This is a genomic window from Streptomyces sp. NBC_00271, assembly GCF_036178845.1.
GTDB lineage: Bacteria > Actinomycetota > Actinomycetes > Streptomycetales > Streptomycetaceae > Streptomyces.
In genome coordinates this window covers 9,327,797-9,344,142 of sequence record NZ_CP108070.1, presented here as the reverse complement: position 1 = coordinate 9,344,142, position 16,346 = coordinate 9,327,797, and the positions used below count along the sequence as shown (strand labels likewise).

The 16,346-nt window shown below is 71.9% G+C and carries 13 protein-coding genes and 1 pseudogene; 8 read left to right on the top strand and 6 right to left on the bottom strand.

The window, feature by feature from the left end; genetic code table 11:
• Nucleotides 1-2 precede the first annotated feature (2 nt).
• A complete protein-coding gene (gene fdhD / locus OG798_RS42370; protein ID WP_095851621.1) occupies nucleotides 3-896 on the top strand; it encodes a formate dehydrogenase accessory sulfurtransferase FdhD in 894 nt (297 codons plus the stop codon).
• A 91-nt stretch (nucleotides 897-987) separates the two neighbouring features.
• Here fdhD and OG798_RS42365 read toward each other — a convergent pair whose 3' ends face one another.
• Nucleotides 988-1,824: a LysR family transcriptional regulator gene (locus OG798_RS42365; protein ID WP_121414452.1), complete on the bottom strand. Its 837-nt coding sequence runs from the start codon at nucleotides 1,822-1,824 to the stop codon at nucleotides 988-990.
• On the opposite strand from OG798_RS42365, the pseudogene OG798_RS42360 reads away from it, so the two are divergent.
• Nucleotides 1,823-2,092, top strand: a pseudogene (locus OG798_RS42360) (hypothetical protein); the annotation flags it as partial. The gene OG798_RS42365 and the pseudogene OG798_RS42360 overlap by 2 nt on opposite strands.
• A 92-nt stretch (nucleotides 2,093-2,184) precedes the next feature.
• Here the strand turns inward: OG798_RS42360 and OG798_RS42355 are convergent.
• Nucleotides 2,185-2,727: an isochorismatase family protein gene (locus OG798_RS42355; protein ID WP_095851623.1), complete on the bottom strand. Its 543-nt coding sequence runs from the start codon at nucleotides 2,725-2,727 to the stop codon at nucleotides 2,185-2,187.
• 19 nt (nucleotides 2,728-2,746) lie between these two features.
• On the bottom strand, nucleotides 2,747-3,181 hold the full coding sequence (locus OG798_RS42350; protein WP_095851624.1) for a MarR family winged helix-turn-helix transcriptional regulator: 435 nt from the start codon (nucleotides 3,179-3,181) through the stop codon (nucleotides 2,747-2,749).
• A 134-nt stretch (nucleotides 3,182-3,315) separates the two neighbouring features.
• Between OG798_RS42350 and OG798_RS42345 the strand changes: the two genes are divergently transcribed.
• The 3 genes from OG798_RS42345 to OG798_RS42335 all read left to right on the top strand — a co-directional run bounded on the left by OG798_RS42345 (nucleotide 3,316) and on the right by OG798_RS42335 (nucleotide 7,553).
• Complete coding sequence (locus OG798_RS42345) at nucleotides 3,316-4,239, top strand: quinone oxidoreductase family protein (RefSeq protein ID WP_121414454.1); 924 nt, start codon at nucleotides 3,316-3,318, stop codon at nucleotides 4,237-4,239.
• 169 nt (nucleotides 4,240-4,408) lie between these two features.
• On the top strand, nucleotides 4,409-6,298 hold the full coding sequence (locus OG798_RS42340; protein ID WP_328758730.1) for a sialidase family protein: 1,890 nt from the start codon (nucleotides 4,409-4,411) through the stop codon (nucleotides 6,296-6,298).
• A gap of 10 nt (nucleotides 6,299-6,308) precedes the next feature.
• Nucleotides 6,309-7,553 (top strand): DUF4185 domain-containing protein, encoded by a 1,245-nt coding sequence (locus OG798_RS42335; protein WP_097224096.1) that lies wholly within the window; start codon nucleotides 6,309-6,311, stop codon nucleotides 7,551-7,553.
• Here OG798_RS42335 and OG798_RS42330 read toward each other — a convergent pair.
• Nucleotides 7,486-8,499: a bile acid:sodium symporter family protein gene (locus tag OG798_RS42330; RefSeq protein ID WP_328760148.1), complete on the bottom strand. Its 1,014-nt coding sequence runs from the start codon at nucleotides 8,497-8,499 to the stop codon at nucleotides 7,486-7,488. The two genes, OG798_RS42335 and OG798_RS42330, sit on opposite strands and share 68 nt — an antisense overlap.
• Nucleotides 8,500-8,679: 180 nt before the next feature.
• On the opposite strand from OG798_RS42330, the gene OG798_RS42325 reads away from it, so the two are divergent.
• A complete protein-coding gene (locus OG798_RS42325) occupies nucleotides 8,680-9,573 on the top strand; it encodes a LysR substrate-binding domain-containing protein (RefSeq protein ID WP_095851629.1) in 894 nt (297 codons plus the stop codon).
• Here the strand turns inward: OG798_RS42325 and OG798_RS42320 are convergent.
• Nucleotides 9,548-10,528 (bottom strand): Lrp/AsnC family transcriptional regulator, encoded by a 981-nt coding sequence (locus OG798_RS42320; protein ID WP_267063436.1) that lies wholly within the window; start codon nucleotides 10,526-10,528, stop codon nucleotides 9,548-9,550. The two genes, OG798_RS42325 and OG798_RS42320, sit on opposite strands and share 26 nt — an antisense overlap.
• A 121-nt stretch (nucleotides 10,529-10,649) precedes the next feature.
• On the opposite strand from OG798_RS42320, the gene OG798_RS42315 reads away from it, so the two are divergent.
• Complete coding sequence (locus OG798_RS42315) at nucleotides 10,650-12,134, top strand: MFS transporter (RefSeq protein ID WP_095851631.1); 1,485 nt, start codon at nucleotides 10,650-10,652, stop codon at nucleotides 12,132-12,134.
• A 333-nt stretch (nucleotides 12,135-12,467) separates the two neighbouring features.
• Nucleotides 12,468-14,294 (top strand): AMP-dependent synthetase/ligase, encoded by a 1,827-nt coding sequence (locus OG798_RS42310; RefSeq protein ID WP_328758729.1) that lies wholly within the window; start codon nucleotides 12,468-12,470, stop codon nucleotides 14,292-14,294.
• 24 nt (nucleotides 14,295-14,318) lie between these two features.
• Here OG798_RS42310 and OG798_RS42305 read toward each other — a convergent pair whose 3' ends face one another.
• Complete coding sequence (locus OG798_RS42305) at nucleotides 14,319-16,346, bottom strand: PQQ-dependent sugar dehydrogenase (RefSeq protein WP_328758728.1); 2,028 nt, start codon at nucleotides 16,344-16,346, stop codon at nucleotides 14,319-14,321.

Sequence of the window (16,346 nt, the reverse complement as noted above, 5' to 3'; positions counted from 1 at the left end):
ACATGGGACGAGTCACGGAACGACGCAAGGTGATCCGCATCCGGGACGGGGCCATCTCCACCCGCCCCGACACGCTCGTCGCCGAGGAGCCACTGGAGATCCGCCTCAACGGGAAACCGCTCGCGATCACCATGCGCACCCCGGGCGACGACTTCGCGCTCGCGGCGGGCTTCCTCGTCAGCGAGGGGGTCTTCGGCCGGGCCGACGAGGTGCAGAACATCGTCTACTGCGCGGGCGCCACCGGTGGGGGCCCCTCCCGCTCGAGCGAAGCCGAGAGTGGGGGAGGTTCCAACACGTACAACGTCGTGGACGTCCGGACCGCGCCGGGCGTCGTGCTGCCCGACATCACGCTGGAGCGCAACGTCTACACGACCTCGTCCTGCGGCCTGTGCGGCAAGGCGAGCCTGGACGCGGTCCGTACGACGGCCCGCTGGTCCATCGACGACGGGGCCGACGCTCCCCCGGTCCGGCTGGAGCCCGCGCTCCTCGCCGGCCTCCCCGACCGGCTGCGCGAGGCCCAGCGGGTCTTCGACCGGACCGGGGGTCTGCACGCCGCGGCACTGTTCACGGAGGACGGGGAGATGCTCGACGTACGGGAGGACGTGGGCCGGCACAACGCGGTCGACAAGCTGGTCGGGCGCGCCCTGCAACGCGGCGACCTCCCGCTCTCCCGCACGATCCTGCTGGTGTCGGGCCGGGCCTCCTTCGAGCTGGCGCAGAAGGCGGTCATGGCGGGCATCCCCGTACTGGCGGCGGTCTCCGCACCGTCCTCGCTGGCGGTGGACCTGGCCGCCGAGACCGGGCTGACCCTGGTGGGCTTCCTGCGCGGCCCCTCCATGAACGTGTACGCGGGCGAGCACCGCATCGCCCTGCAGGCCGCGGCCGCCCAGGGCTGACCGGCTCCCCGCGGCACGGCGGCGGGGCCCCGACCGGCGGGGAGCGCCCCCTGCGCCGTAGGGGCCCCGCCTCAGCCCGCCGCGACCGGGCTCACGGCTCCTCGGCCCGCGCCGGGTCGGCGAGGGGCGCGAGCGGGGCGAAGGCGGTGATCAGGGGCGAGCGCCGGCTCGCCTCCCAGGCGAGCAGCACCTCGTCGCGCTCCGCGTCCGGCACCGGTACGTAGGTGATGTCGGGGCGCGAGTACTGCTCGGCGACGGACTCCGGTACGAGCGTGATGCCGGCCCCGCTCGCCACGGACTCGAACTTCTCTTCGATGGTGCGGATCGGCAGCTCGCCGGGACGGGGGTCGGCGTACCTCAGGCGCGGTTCGTCCGCCAGGTCGGCCAGGGCGAGTTCCGGTTTGCCCGCGAGCCGGTGGTCGGCGGGGAGCATCGCCACGCGCGCCTCACTGAAGAGCGGCAGCAGCGTGAGGCCCTGCTCGCGGATCGGGCGGCGTACGTAGGCGAGGTCGACGGTTCCGTCGAGGATCAGCCGCTCCTGGTCGTCCCATTCGACGCGGCGGGCGAGCGCCTCGACGTCCGGGTGGGCGGCCCCGAAGGCGCGCAGGGCGCGGGTCACGACGACGCCGGCCCGGAAGCCGACGACCAGTCGGCGCGGTCCGCCGGCGGCGCGGCGCACCCGGAGCCTGGTGGCGTCCGCGGTGGCGAGCAACTGCCGTGCGTCGTCGAGGAGTTGATGCCCGGCCGCCGTCAGAGTCACACCATGGCTGTCGCGTTCGAAAAGCGGTGCGCCCAAGTCCTTCTCCAGGGCGCGGATCTGACGGCTCAGGACCGGCTGAGCGATGTGCAGTCGCTCCGCCGCGCGGCCGAAGTGGAGCAGCTCGGCGACCGCCACGAAGTAGCGGATCTTCCGCAGGTCGAGGTCCATGGCCGCCCCTTCCGTCGTCCCGGTGGCGATGCCTTCAGGGTATCGCCCCTGGCGAAAGGGGATGAGTCCGCGAGGATCCCGGACACCCCGTTCGGGGCGCGTACACGGCGGTCGGGTACGGCGCACCGTCGATCAGGAAGGGCGGTTCCCTCGCGCACTGACACGGGAGCCGACGCCGATCCGGGCCAACGTGGTCTCCCCCGGCGTGATCCGCACCGAACCGTGGCGGGACCTGCCGGAGGCCGCCCGCGAGGGCCTGTTCACGTCCGCCGCGCAGTCGCTGCCGGTCGGGCGGGGCGGGGTGCCCGAGGACGTGGCGGAGGCATGCCCCTACCGGCATCCCCTGCCCCGCGCCGCGCCTCAGCCCGCGCTGAAGTGCACCTGCGCGGTGGTCACGACCGTGCCCAGGCGTGGGAAGTCGAGGCGGACCGACGCCTCGTGTTCGGGCGCGGTGAGGGCCGCCATCGCGTCCTCTGCGAACACGAGGTCGTAGCCGAGGTCGCCGGCGGCGCGGGCGGTGGACTCGACGCCGAGGTTGGTGGCGATCCCGCCGAACACCAGGGTGGAGATGCCGCGCTCCCGCAGCCGCTCGTCGAGACCGCTGCCCTGGAACCCGCCGATGGTCCGCTTCACGACCTCGAGGTCGCCCTCCATCGCGAGTCCGGCGACGAGTCCGCTGCCGGGCGGCTGCTCGGGCAGCCCGGGCCGTTCACCCCGGACGAGCACGACGAGCGCGCCCGCCTTGCGGAAGGTGGCCGCCAACTCCTCGGCGGCGGCGAGGACTTCGGTGCCCTTGCGGGGTTCCACGGGCAGCCCGACGATGCGCTCCATCAGATCCACGAGCACCAGGGCGGTGCGCGCGGGGTCGAGGGCGAGCCGGGGTTCGGTTTCGGGTGCGGTCATGACGGAACGTTAGCCTTCATCAGCCGTCCGTACCGGAAATCCGGATCAACAGGCCCATGAACTGCTTCCGCTCGGCCTCCGAGAGCGGCGAGAGGAGGGCGTCGTTGGCCTCGCGCGCCGCCCGCTCGCAGCGTGCGAGGAGGCGTGCGCCCTCCTCGGTGATGGACACCGCGTTCTTGCGCCGGTCCCTGGGGTCAGGTTCACGCAGGACCAGGCCCGCACCCTGGAGGTCGTTGAGAACACCGACCAGGTCCTTGGGGTCGAGCTGGATGCTGCGGCCCAGTTCGGCCTGGGCGACGGGGCCGAGGTCGGAGACGGCGGAGAGCACCACGTGATCCCACATCTTCAGGCCCTCGGCCGCCAGCGCCTCGGCGACGAGGGCACGGCCGCGGGCGGCGGTGCGACCGAGGAGCCAGCTGGGGAGGGCGCGGATGGCGGACAGGGGGGCGGACATGGGACCAGCCTAGCGAATAACCGTTGGGCACCCCAATGAATGTCCGTTACCGTTGGGGCTCCCAACGACCTGAGGCCTCACCCCCTCGCCTCCTCACCCCCTCACCCCCTCACCCCCTCACCCCTGGAGGTGCGATGCGTCGCGTCCGATACGAGCACACCGGCGGCCCCCTGTTCCTGGAGGACGTCCCCGTACCCGCCGCCGGGCCCGGCGAACTGCTGGTGCGCACCGAGGCGATCGGCGTCACCCTCCCCGTCGTCCGCAAGGTCACCGAGGCCGCGGAGCCGATCCCGCTGGGCGGCGAGATCGCGGGCGAGGTCGTCGCCGTCGGCGCGGGCGTCACCCGTTTCGCGGCGGGCGACCGCGTCACCGGACTCTGCTTCGGGCACGGGTACGCCGACCACGCCCTGCTGAACGAGACCATGGCCTCCCCCGTCCCGGCGGCGGCGAGCGCGGTCGACGCCGTCGCCCTCGTCCGCAGCGGGCTGGTCGCGCTCGGCGCCCTGAAGGCGGCGCGCCCGGCGCCCGGCGAGGCGGCGCTGATCACCGGCGCGGCGAGCGGGGTCGGCCATCTCGCCGTCCAACTCGCCCGGCTGCAGGGCGCGTCACGTGTCGTCGGGGCCGTGTCCGCGCTCGCCCCCGGCAAGGCGGAGTTCGTTCGGGGGCTCGGCGCGGACGAGGTGATCGCGTACGACTCAGAGGACTGGGGCGAGCCCGTCGACTACGTTCTCGACGCGGTCGGCGGCGACCTGCTCACCCCGGCCGTCGCCGCCCTCGCCCCGGGCGGGCGGCTCGTCGCGTACAGCTCGGGCGGCGGGAGTGTGCGGACGTACGACCTGTTGGTGGGCGCCAAGTCCGTGATCGGCTTCCAGATGGCCCGGATCGCCCGGAACGAGCCAGGGCGGTACGAGCGGTGGCGCGAGGAACTGTGGCGACTGTTCGCGGAGGGGGCCCTGCGGCCCGCCGTGCACGGGGAGTTCGCCCTGGAGGACGCGGCGAGGGCGCACGCGGCGATCGAGTCACGGAGCAACCTCGGGAAGGTGGTGCTGCGCCCCTGACGGACGAGTTCAGGTTTGGCGTGAACACGACCTGTGCTCGCTTCTTGTGGGGCCGCTGGGGGCCCAAGTAGCGTCTGCGGCACACACATTGGACGTCGGATGTCGGATGTCGGATGTCGGATGTCCAGATCACCCTGGTTGCCCAGACACACGAAGGGCAGGTCGCACCATGTCGGCACGTCTGCGCGCACGTCTCAGATCGACCCTGACCGCCGTCCTCACGGCCGCCGCACTGTGCGTGCTCGCGCTGCCGAGCCCCGCGAGGGCCTCCGCGGCCGACGCGTCCGGTGCGGCCGATGCGTCGTTCGAGCAACAGGTGCTCTTCAGGGCCTCCCAGGATCCCGGCTACGCCTGCTTCCGCATCCCGGCCGTCGTGCGGAGCACCCACGGCACCCTGCTGGCGTTCGCCGAGGGGCGCGTGCACGACTGCGGCGACGCGGGTGACATCGACATCGTCGTCAAGCGGTCGAACGACGGCGGCCGGACCTGGGGACCGCTCCAGGTCGTCAACGAGGGGGCGGGCGACACCCACGGCAACCCCGCCCCGATCGTGGACCGCGAGACCGGTCGCATCGTGCTGGCGGAGACGTACAACACGGGCCGCACGGACGGGCGCGGTTGCGACGTCCCCTGCGACCGCACCCCGCATCTCCAGTACAGCGACGACGACGGCCTCAGCTGGTCCGCGCCGCGCGACCTGAGCGCCGAGATCCTCCCGCCGAACTGGAACTCCTGGTACGCCACCGGCCCTGTGCACGGCATCCAGCTGACCCGTGGCAGGCACGCCGGGCGGCTCGTCTTCGGCGTCAACACCGAGACCTGGAACGGCAGTCGGGTCACCGCCAACAACGCCGCCCTCATCACCAGCGACGACGGCGGCGACCACTGGCGGATCGGCGCGAGCGACTCCTGGCCGATCGCGGACGACGGCACCTTCCGTCAGAAGCCGTCCGAGCTGACGCTCACGGAACGCGCCGACGGATCCGTCCTCGTCAGCGGGCGCGAGCAGGACGGCACCGACCTCGGCCACCGTACCCAGACCGTCAGCCGGGACGGCGGCGACAGCTTCACGGCGACCTTCCGCGACCTCCCCGGCCTCTACGCGCCCCAGGTCCAGGGCTCCGTACTCCGCCTCGGCGACCGCATCCTGCTGGCCTGCCCCGGCGACCCCGACCGCCGCAGGACCATGATGATCCGCTCCTCGTACGACGGCGGGCGCACCTGGGACAGCGTGGACCGCGGCACGGTCGTGACCACCGACTGGTCGGGCTACTCCGACCTGGTCGGGATCGGCGGCGGCGCCGTGGGGCTGCTGTACGAGGGCGGCGCGGTCGACGCACGCGACGAGGTCCGCTTCGCCCGCTTCACCGAGGACTGGCTCACCCCGCGCCGCGGCCCCGACCCGACGACCGCCGACCTCGCCCGCCACGCCGAACCGGCCGCAGTCCTCGGTGGCGCCCAGGAGACGGCGGGCGTGCGCGGTGGCGCGCTGGAGTTCGACGGCGCCGACGACGCCGTACGCCTGCCGTATCAGGACCGACTCCCGCTCGGGACGAAGGACTTCACCGCGTCGCTGTGGTTCCGCTACACGGCCACCGGCGGAGAGCAGCCGCTGCTGTGGATGGGCGGGATCGGGACGACGCAGCCGCAGGTGTGGATGCGCGCCGAGCCCGCGTCCCACCGGATCACCGCGCTGATCACCACGAGGAACGGAGCCGCGGCCCCGACCTCCGCCTCTGTCCGCACGGCGAGCGCCTACAACGACGGACAGTGGCATCATCTGGCCCTACGCCGGGGCGACGGACTGCTCACGCTCTCCGTCGACGGTACGGCGGTCGGCGCCTCGGACGTGCCCGGTTCGGTCAGCCGCAACTCGCCGTTCGGGGTCCATGTCGGGCAACGGATGGACAGCCGGGCGTACTTCACGGGAGCGATCGACGAAGTGCGTGTATACGACCGGGCGTTGAGCGACGACGAGCTGTCCGCGCCGCCCTCCGGGGAAGTGACCCGGGACACGGTCCTATATCTGCCCATGGACCGGGTGCGCGGCGGCCACTAACGTCCCGTCCGTGCCCGACGACGCACGAGCACGACGACGGCGGACCGGGGCCGGCCTCGGTGTCCTGCTCGCCCTGGTCTGCGCGGCCGTGCTGCTCACCGCCCTCCCCGACCACGACCGGGAGGGCGGCGGCGCGTGCACGGCCCGTACGCTGCGGTCCTGGAGCGCGGACGCGCGGCTCACGGGCGAGTTCGCGCGCTACGGCGACGACGCGAGCCGTGTCGACGACTGGACCGGTGGCGACGGCACGCACTCGGTGCGGCTGCCGGACGGGCGGGTGCTGTGGCTGTTCTCGGACACGTATCTGGGCCAGGTGCACGGGCCGCCGAACCCGGTCGGCGAGTCGTACGCGTGGCGCGACACGAGTGCGCCCCTGGTGCGGAACTCGGCCGTGGTGATGTCGAAGGACGGGCGGCTGGAGACGACGCTGTCCACGCCGGTGTTCCCCGACCCCGGGCCTGGGCGGTGGCGGTGGCCGGTCGCGGCCCGTGTCGAGCCCCGCTCCCCCGGCTCCGCCGAGCAGGTCGTCCGCGTCCTGCTGTGGACCCGTACCGTCGGCCAGGCTCCCTGGATCTACGGCGTGCCCACGTCCACCGAGGTCGCCACGCTCTCACTGCCCGACCTGCGGCTGGAAGGCGTCACGACGGTCCTGGACCAGAGTTCCGTGACGGATCCCTCCCGGCGGGTGCTGTTCGGCACCACGGCGGTCGACGCGGGCGCGTGGACGTACGTCTTCGGCGGCGACGACGGCCAGGCCGCCTCGCGCCCGGCCTCGCAGGCGTACGTGGCGCGGGTGCCGCGCGGCCGGCTCGGGCAGCCGGCGGCCTGGGAGTACTGGGACGGCGGCGGATGGGCTGTGCGGGCACGGCCGGGGCCGGTGCTCGGGGACGGGCGGCGCACGGGGGTCGGCAGCGCGTTCACGGTGGTGCGGGACGGCGGGACGTACGTCCTGTTCACGATGGCGGCGGGCACCGCGGGGTTGACGACGATCACCTCGTACTGGGCGTGCGCGCCGACCGGCCCCTGGCACGGGCCCACCCGGAGCTTCAGTCCGTCCCTGCCGCAGGGGCAGGTGGCCGCGTACAACCCGCAGGCGCACGCGGCGCTGAGCGACGGCGACCGGCTCGTCCTGAGCTATGACGTGAACTGGCTGGACACGACGGGCGGTGTCTCGGCGCAGGCGAACCTCAGTCGGAACGTGGCGCTGTACCGACCGCGATTCGTGACGCTGCGACTGGGGGCACCGGGGTCGTAGCCGCCTCGGGGTCGTGGGCGCGGCGCTTGGCGATCACCGCGCACACCATCAGCTGCATCTGGTGGAAGAGCATCAGCGGCAGCACGGCGAGCGAGGCGTGCGCGCCGAACAGGACGCTGGCCATGGGAAGCCCCGAGGCGAGGGACTTCTTCGACCCGGCGAACTGGATCGCGATGCGGTCCTCACGCTGGAAGCCCAGCGCCTTCCCGCCGTACCAGGTGAGCGTCAGCATCACCGCGAGCAGCACGGCCTCGACCGCGAGCAGTCCCGCCAGTCGCACCGCGCTCACCTGGTGCCATATGCCCTGCACCATGCCCTCGCTGAACGCGGTGTAGACGACGAGCAGGATCGAGCCGCGGTCGACGTACCCGAGGACCTTCTTGTGGCGCGTGATGAACCCCCCGATCCAGCGGCGCAGCACCTGCCCGGCGAGGAACGGCACCAGCAGTTGGAGCACGATCTTGACCAGCGAGTCCGCGGAGAATCCGCCACCGCTGCTGCCCAGCAGTGCCGCGGCGAGCAGGGGGGTGACGACGATGCCCGCGAGGGAGGAGAAGGAGCCGGCGCAGATCGCGGCGGGCACGTTGCCGCGGGCCATGGAGGTGAAGGCGATCGACGACTGGATGGTCGAGGGGACGAGCGTGAGGAAGAGCAGACCGGTGTAGAGGTTGTGGGTCAGGAGCAACGGTTCGAGGCCGCGGGCGGCCAGGCCGAGCAGCGGGAAGACGACGAAGGTGCAGGCCAGGACGGTGACGTGGAGCCGCCAGTGCTTGAGGCCCTCGACCGCCTCGCGGGTGGAGAGCCGGGCCCCGTAGAGGAAGAAGAGGAAGGCGATGGCGGCCGTGGACGCGCCCGACGCGACGTCGGCGCCCGTACCCCGTGCCGGGAGCAGGGCCGCGAGTCCCACTGTCCCGAGCAACAGCAGGATGTAGGGGTCGATCGGCATCCAACTCGGCCACTGCAGGCGTTTCACGGTGCTCCACTGCTCAGACGTCGTACGGGGTGGCCCGGGGACAAGGGTGGTCCCGGGGCGGGTCGTGCCCTCTCCATCGTCCTCTTCCGGCCCGCGATCGGGAATCCGTCATACCGTTCTGACTGTCATCGCGATTCGCGATAACGTGGAGGTGTGTACGACCCCTCCCAGCTGCGTACCTTTCTGGCGGTGGCCCAGACCCTCAGCTTCACGCAGGCCGCCCGGCGGCTCGGGCTGCGCCAGTCGACCGTCAGCCAGCACGTACGCCGCCTGGAGGACGCGGTGGGACGGCAGCTGTTCTCGCGGGACACGCACTCCGTGGAGCTCACCGAGGACGGCGAGGCGATGCTCGGCTTCGCGCGCCGCATCCTGGCGGTGCACGAGCAGGCGACCGCCTTCTTCACGGGCACCCGTCTGCGCGGCCGGCTGCGCTTCGGCGCCTCCGAGGACTTCGTACTGACCCGGCTTCCGGAGATCCTGGAGGGCTTCCGGTACGACCATCCGGAGGTGGACCTGGAGCTGACGGTCGAGCTGTCCGGCACGCTGCACGAACAGCTCACGGCGGGCAGGCTGGACCTGGTGCTGGCGAAGCGGCGGCCCGAGGACCCGCGCGGCGAGCTGGTCTGGCACGACCGCCTGGTGTGGATCGGCGCGGAACGCCTGCGGCTCGACCCCGACCGCCCGGTCCCCCTGATCGTCTACCCGCCCCCGGGCATCACTCGCGCCCTCGCCTTCGAAGCCCTGGAGCGCCAGGGCCGCGCGTGGCGCATCGCCTGCACCAGCGGCAGTCTGAACGCCCTCGTCGCGGCGGCCCGCGCGGGCCTCGGCGTGATGGCCCACTCGCGCGGACTGATCCCCCCGGGCCTCGTCCGCGTACCCGACCGCGCGGGCCTCCCGGAACTGGGCGAGGTCGACTTCGTCCTGGTGCACGGGCAGCGGCGTACGTCCGCACAGGGCGCGGCGGACGCCCTCGCGTCCGCGATCCTGGGAGGCGGGGACCGGCTGCTCGGGGGCGGCGGGCCTAGCGGGTCGGTCTCGCGTACGTGAGTTGCTTGATGCGGCGCAGGAACGGGGTCGTCTCGACGTGCTGGACCCCTTCGAGGGTGCCGAGGCGGCCGCTCAGGTAGGCGTAGAGGCCCGCTGTATCACGGGCGACGGCGGTGACGACGATGTTGGAGGGGCCGGCCGTCGCCGCGGCGAAGGCGATCTCGTCGTGGGTGGCGAGGGCCTCTCCGACGGAGTGCAGGGCCGCCGGGGCCGCGGTGATCCACAGGACGGCGGCGCAGGCGTAGCCGAGGGTCTCGGAGTGGTACTCGACGTCGACGTACACGGCGCCGGAGGCGAGCAGCGCGGCGAGGCGGCGCTTGACGACGGACTCGGAGCGGCCGGTGGCGCGCTGGAGTTCCGGATAGGTGGCGCGTCCGTCGCGTTCGAGCGCGGCGGCCAGCGGCTCGTCCTCGGGGTCGATCCGGGCGGGCCCCGAGGGGTCGGAGAGCCGCGGCCGCAGCGCGTCGATCTGTTCGTCCGTCAGCGCGTCGAACCTGCTGATCCAGCCCGTCGGCCCGCCGAAGAAGCGGTTCAGGATCTGGTGGGCGCGGATCTCCATGATGCTCGGGGTGCGCGGCAACTTGCCGAGCAGCAGGTCGTCGTGGTCGCCGGGGCTGCGCGGCCGGGTCATGCAGACCACCTCGGTGCCGCCCGAGGCCAGTCCGATCCACGCGGTGTCCGGCCGCTTGGCCAGCGCCTCCGCGATCGTCTCCGCGCTGTCGGGCGCGCAGCGCAGCCGTAGCATCCACTGGCTCTGGCCGAGCCGCTCGGCGTCGCGCACCGCGACGACCCGCAGCCCGCCCTCGGCGGAGAGTCTGCGGAAGCGGCGCGCGATCGTCTGGTCGGAGACGCCCAGCACCGCCGCGATCCGGCTGAAGGGCGCGCGGGCGTCCAGTTCCAGCGCGGCCAGCAGTTGCAGATCGAGCTTGTCGAAGGTGTGGGATTCCAGCTCCATGGGGGCCGTCCTTGTCGGATTCCGGCGATCCGGCGCCCGAGGCCACCGCGATCACCCCTCGGGAGCTCATCGTACGGAGCCATACGCATCCGCGGCACGGGGTTCTGGAGGAGTTGAGGACATGCGTACATGGGGGCCGCTCACGGCGGTGTGCCTGGGGACGTTCATGTTGTTGCTGGACGTGACGATCGCGGTCGTCGCGCTGCCGGACATGGCACGGGCGCTGCACGCGTCGCTGAGTGATCTGCAGTGGGTGATCGACGGGTACGCGCTCGCGCTCGCCGCGCTGCTGCTGGGAGTGGGGGCTGCCGCCGACATTCTGGGACGGCGCCGGGTGCACGTGGCGGGCGTGGTGCTGTTCGCGGTGGCCTCGCTGCTGTGCGGGCTCGCGTCCGGGCCCGGGATGCTGGTGGCCGCGCGTGGGCTGCAGGGGGTGGGCGCGGCGGCGATGTTCGCGACGACCCTGCCGCTGCTCGGCTCGGTCTACCAGGGGCGGCAGCGGTCGACGGCGCTCGGGGTGTGGGGCGCGGTCAGCGGCGGCGCGGCGGCGGTCGGGCCGGTGCTCGGCGGACTGCTCACCGAGGGGCCGGGCTGGCGGTGGATCTTCTTCGTGAACCTGCCGGTGAGCGTGGCGTCGGTGTGGCTGACGCTGCGGGTGGTGCCGGAGTCGCGCGGACCGCGGGGGATGCGCATCGACTGGGCGGGCACGGTCGCCTTCGCCTGCTTCGCGGGGGCGACGACGTACGGGGTGGTGCGGGCCGGGGCGGACGGCTGGACGTCGGGGGTGGTGACGGGCTCGTTCGGGACGGCGGCGCTGGCGCTGGTCGCGTTCGTCCTCGTCGAGCGGCGGGTCGCCCACCCGCTCCTGGACCTGTCGCTGCTGCGCAAGCCGGCGTTCGTGGGCGTGATGGCGGGCGCGCTCGCCTTCAACGGGGTGGCGTTCGGTGTGATCCCGTACCTGTCCATCTGGATGCAGACGGTGCTGGGCATGAGCCCGGTGCGCGGCGGGCTCACCCTGCTCCCGCTGACCGGCGCGACGATGGTGGTCGCGATCCTCGCGGGGAAGCTGCTGCACGGGGTGCCTGCGCGGCTGACGATAGGCGGCGGGCTGCTCCTGGTCGGCTCGGGCGCGTTCTGCCAGGCCGTGCTGGACGCGGGTACGAGCTGGACGGTGCTGGTGCCGGGCCTCGTCCTGGTCGGGATCGGCACGGGCTTCGTGTCCCCCGCCATCGCGGGCGCCGCGCTCGCCGCCGTACCGCCGGAGCGGGCGGGCATGGCGGGCGGCGCGGTGAACACGGTCCGCCAGCTGGGGTACGCGCTCGGGGTCGCCGTCTTCGGCACGGTGCTGACCTCCCGCATGCAGGACACGCTCTCGCACGACGCGGCCCACACCCTGGCCGGCGGCGGCGCCGGGGCCCTGCGCGGCCCTCTCTCCGAACACGCCCTGCGGGCCGCGTTCGCCTCGGGGCTCGACTCGGCGTCGGTGGCGGCGGGCGTGACGGGGATGGTCGCCGGTGCGCTGGTACTGGTGTTGGTGCGGACGCCGCGCGCTGTGACGGACACGGCCGAGGCACCGGCGAAGCGGGCGACGGCGTCCCGCGCATGACACCGGTGAGGGCCCGGTCATGACACCGGCGGAGCCGGTCCCGGAGCCACCGGGACCGGCTCCGGCGGTAGCCGCACAGCGCGGAATCGGAAATTCCGTGTCCGGTATTCGGCGTCCCGTGCCCCGTAGGAGGGTCGTACAGATTCCGTGGAGATTACGGGACCGAAACCTACGGAACCGTACGGGATTCTGTCCGGCCCTTCCCCATGTGCGGGCATTTTCTCGGCTGACCTGTGCATATGCCGCACACACCCCCGCTCCGGCCCCCCTCCCGCCCGACGGCGTGGTGGGGTAGCTTTCACGGCGCTGTGCGGAGCGCCACTAGGAGCGGGATTGCGCGAGTTCACCAACCCTCCGTTGGCGTCGGCGCCGCCGGTGGGCGGCCTGGCCGACGTCGTCTTCGACCATGCCCAGGAGGACCCGTTGCGGGCCGCGTTCGGCCGCAAGGACGAGAACGAACAGTGGCGCGATGTGACGGCCGCCGAGTTCCGTGACGAGGTCCTCGCACTTGCCAAGGGACTGCTCGCCCAGGGAATCCGATTCGGCGACCGGGTCGCGATCATGTCCCGTACCCGCTACGAATGGACACTCTTCGACTACGCGTTGTGGACGATCGGCGCCCACGTCGTCCCCATGTACTCGACGTCCTCGGCCGAGCAGGTCTTCTGGATGCTGCACGACGCCCAGGTGTCGGCCGCGGTGGTCGAGCACGAGGACCACGCGATGACCATCGCCACGGTGATCGACCGGCTGCCCCAGCTGCACAAGCTCTGGCAACTGGACTCGGGCGCGGTGCAGGAGCTCTACGAGGCGGGCACGGGCATCGACGACGAGGTGGTGCACCGACACCGGCGCGCCGTCACCCCCGAGTCGATCGCGACGATCATCTACACCTCGGGCACCACGGGCCGCCCCAAGGGCTGCGTCATCTCGCACGCCAACTTCATGGCCGAGGCGAGCACGGTCATCGGGCTCATGGAACCGATCTTCACCTCCAAGCGCGACAACGGGGCATCCACACTGCTGTTCCTGCCGCTCGCGCATGTCTTCGGGCGGATGGTCCAGGTCGCGGGAGTCCTCGGGAAGGTCAAGCTGGGCCATCAGCCGCAGATGCATGCCGCCGTGCTGCTGCCCGACCTGGCCGCGTTCCAGCCGACGTTCATCCTGGCGGTGCCGTACATCTTCGAGAAGGTCTTCAACGCGGCCCGCCGCAAGGCCGAGAAGGACGGGAAGTCCGGAGCCTTCGAGAAGGCCGTGGAGGTCGCGGTCCGCTACGCGGACGCGATCGAGGCGAAGGCGTGGGGGATCGGCGCCGGGCCGTCGGCGAGCCTGCGGATGCAGCACCAGTTCTTCGACAAGGTCGTCTACACCAAGATGCGCGCCGCCATGGGTGGCCGGGTCAGACACGCGGTCTCGGGCGGCTCCGCGATGGACCGTCGGCTCGGGCTGTTCTTCGCCGGCGCAGGCATCCAGATCTACGAGGGATACGGGCTCACCGAGACCACCGCCGCCGCGGTCGTCACCCCGCCCGAGCGAACCCGGTACGGGACGGTCGGCCAGGCCATTCCGGGCACGACCGTGCACATCGCGGACGACGGCGAGATCTGGCTGCACGGCGACAACATCTTCCAGGGCTATCTGAACGACCCCAAGGCCACCGACGCCGCACTGCACGACGGCTGGCTCGCTACCGGCGACCTCGGCACCCTCGATGAGGATGGCTTTCTCACCATCACCGGGCGCAAGAAGGAGATCCTGGTGACCTCCGGCGGCAAGAGCGTCTCGCCGGGCGTCCTGGAGGAGCGTGTCCGCGACCATCCGCTGGTCGCCCAGTGCATCGTGGTCGGCAACGACCGGCCGTACATCGCGGCGCTCGTCACCCTCGACTCCGAGGCCGTCGATCACTGGCTCCAGATGCGGGGCAAGACGCGGCTGTCCCCGTCCGACCTGGTGCGCGACCCGGACCTGGAGACCGAGGTGCGGCGGGCGGTGGTCGCCGCGAACACCCTGGTCTCGCAGGCCGAGTCGATCCGTACGTTCCGGATACTGGCGAACCAGTTCACCGAGGAGCACGGCTTGCTGACGCCTTCGCTGAAGTTGAAGCGGAAGGCGATCGAGAACGCGTATGCGACGGAGGTGGAGGCGTTGTACCGGGCATGAGCCCGGTACAACGCCTCGGTCCGGCTAGTTGATGCTCACCTTGAAGATCTTGTCCGAGCCGTCCGCCGCTCCTCCGTTGTTGTCGCAGTTGGTGGTGGAGAGCCAGAGCTGGTCGGCGCCGGGCACCTTGGTGACCGTGCGCAGGCGGCCGTAGGTGCCGACGTAGTACGCCGTCGGCGTGCCGACGTTCTCCGTGTCGCCGGTGATGGGGATGCGCCACAGCCGTTCTCCGCGCAGGGACGCCATGTAGACGACGTTGCGGACGATCGCGATGCCGCTCGGTGACGCCTCGGAGACGTTCCAGGTCGCCTTCGGGTTGGTCATCCCGGAGACGCTGCAACTGCCTTCGCAGGTCGGCCAGCCGTAGTTGGCACCCGGTTTGATGAGGTTGAGTTCGTCCTTGGAGCTGTTGCCGAACTCCGCCTCCCACAGGCGGCCGTTGCGGTCGAAGGCGAGGCCCTGCGGGTTGCGGTGCCCGTAGCTGTAGACGTAGTTGCCGAACGGGTTGCCGGGGGCGGCCTTGCCGTCCGTCGTCATCCGCAGGATCTTGCCGTTCAACGACGTCTTGTCCTGGGCCAGTTCGGGTGTCTGGGCCTCGCCGGTGGAGACGTACAGATAGCCGTCGGGGCCGAAGGCGAGGCGTCCGCCGTTGTGGTAGCGGTTCTTCTTGATGCCCTGGAGGAGGATCGTGTAGCCGGTGAGGGAGCTGCCGTCGTAGGTCATGCGGACGACGCGGTTGCCCTCGGAGGCCGTGTGCATGAAGTACACGTAGTGGTTGGTCGCCCACTTCGGGTCGACGGCCACGCCCAGCAGTCCGCCCTCACCGTTCGTGGTCACGGCGTTCGGCACGGTTCCGACCTGGGTCCTCGTGCCGTCCTTGGTGACCTTCCAGACCCAGAAGTCGTCCCGCTCGGTGACCAGCGCCGTCTGCCCGTCGGGCATCCAGAACGTGCCCCACGGGATCGTCCAGCCGCTGGAGACGGTCCCGATGGACGAGGGGACCCCGCCGTCGGTGGCACAGGCCTTGGTTGTGAAGGTGACCGTGTTGCTCTGCGGCGACACGTTGCCGGCCGCGTCGCGCGCCACCACGTTCAGCGTGTACGGGCTGTTGCAGGCGAGCCCGGTGAGCGTGGTCGACGTACCGGTGACGCTCTTGTAGACCGTCGTGTCGCTGCGCACGTCGTAGCCGACGACCGCCTTGTCGTCGGTCGAGGCGCCCCAGCTCAGGTCGGCGCTGGTGGCCGTGACGTTCGAGGAGGTGAGGGTGCCGGGTTTGCCGGGCGGGGTGGTGTCGGAGCTGGGCCGAGTCGTGCAGTCGACGACCGGACTGGCCTGGGAGGCGTTGCCTGCGGCGTCGCGGGCGATGACGGTGAGGTTGTAGGTGGTGTTCGGACTCAGGCCGGTGAGCACCTTGGAGGTCGCGTCGCCGGCCGCCTCGCCGAGCTTGTTGCCGTGCTCGTAGAGGTCGTACGCGGCCACGCCGACGTTGTCCGTGGAGGCGCCCCAGGAGAGGGTGAGGGCGTCCTCGCCGATGGCCGAGCAGCTCGGCTGGCCGGGTCGCGACGGGGCCTGGGTGTCCGCCGCCGCAGCAACGCTGACGCGGTCGAGGTTGGGGCCGCCGTTCGCCGTGGTGGCGGTCGCGCGGATCTTGTTGGAACCCGCGTTGAGCTGGACGTTCACACTCTTCGTCGCCCAGGTGTTCCAGTCGGTGGTGGCCGGGAAGGAGACCCCGGAGGCGACGACCGTGCCGTTGACGGACAGGTCCATCGGGCGGTCGACGCTCGTGCCGTTGGCGTAGCGCAGGGCCAGCGAGGAGGTGCCGGCCGTGGCCGCGCTCACCGTGAACTCCACGTACGAGCCGGTGATGTTGGTGTAGTCGACGAAGCCGGTGCCCGTGTAGCCGGTGTGGTTGGTGGCGACGGCGCCCTGCGAGATCGTGGCGTCCTCGGCCTGGTAGTCGGTGGCCGCCTGCGCCGCCGTGCCGGCCAGTGCGACGAGCGGCACGGCCAGGACGAGCGAGAGGCACCAGGGCAGCGCTCGGTTCAGTTTCAT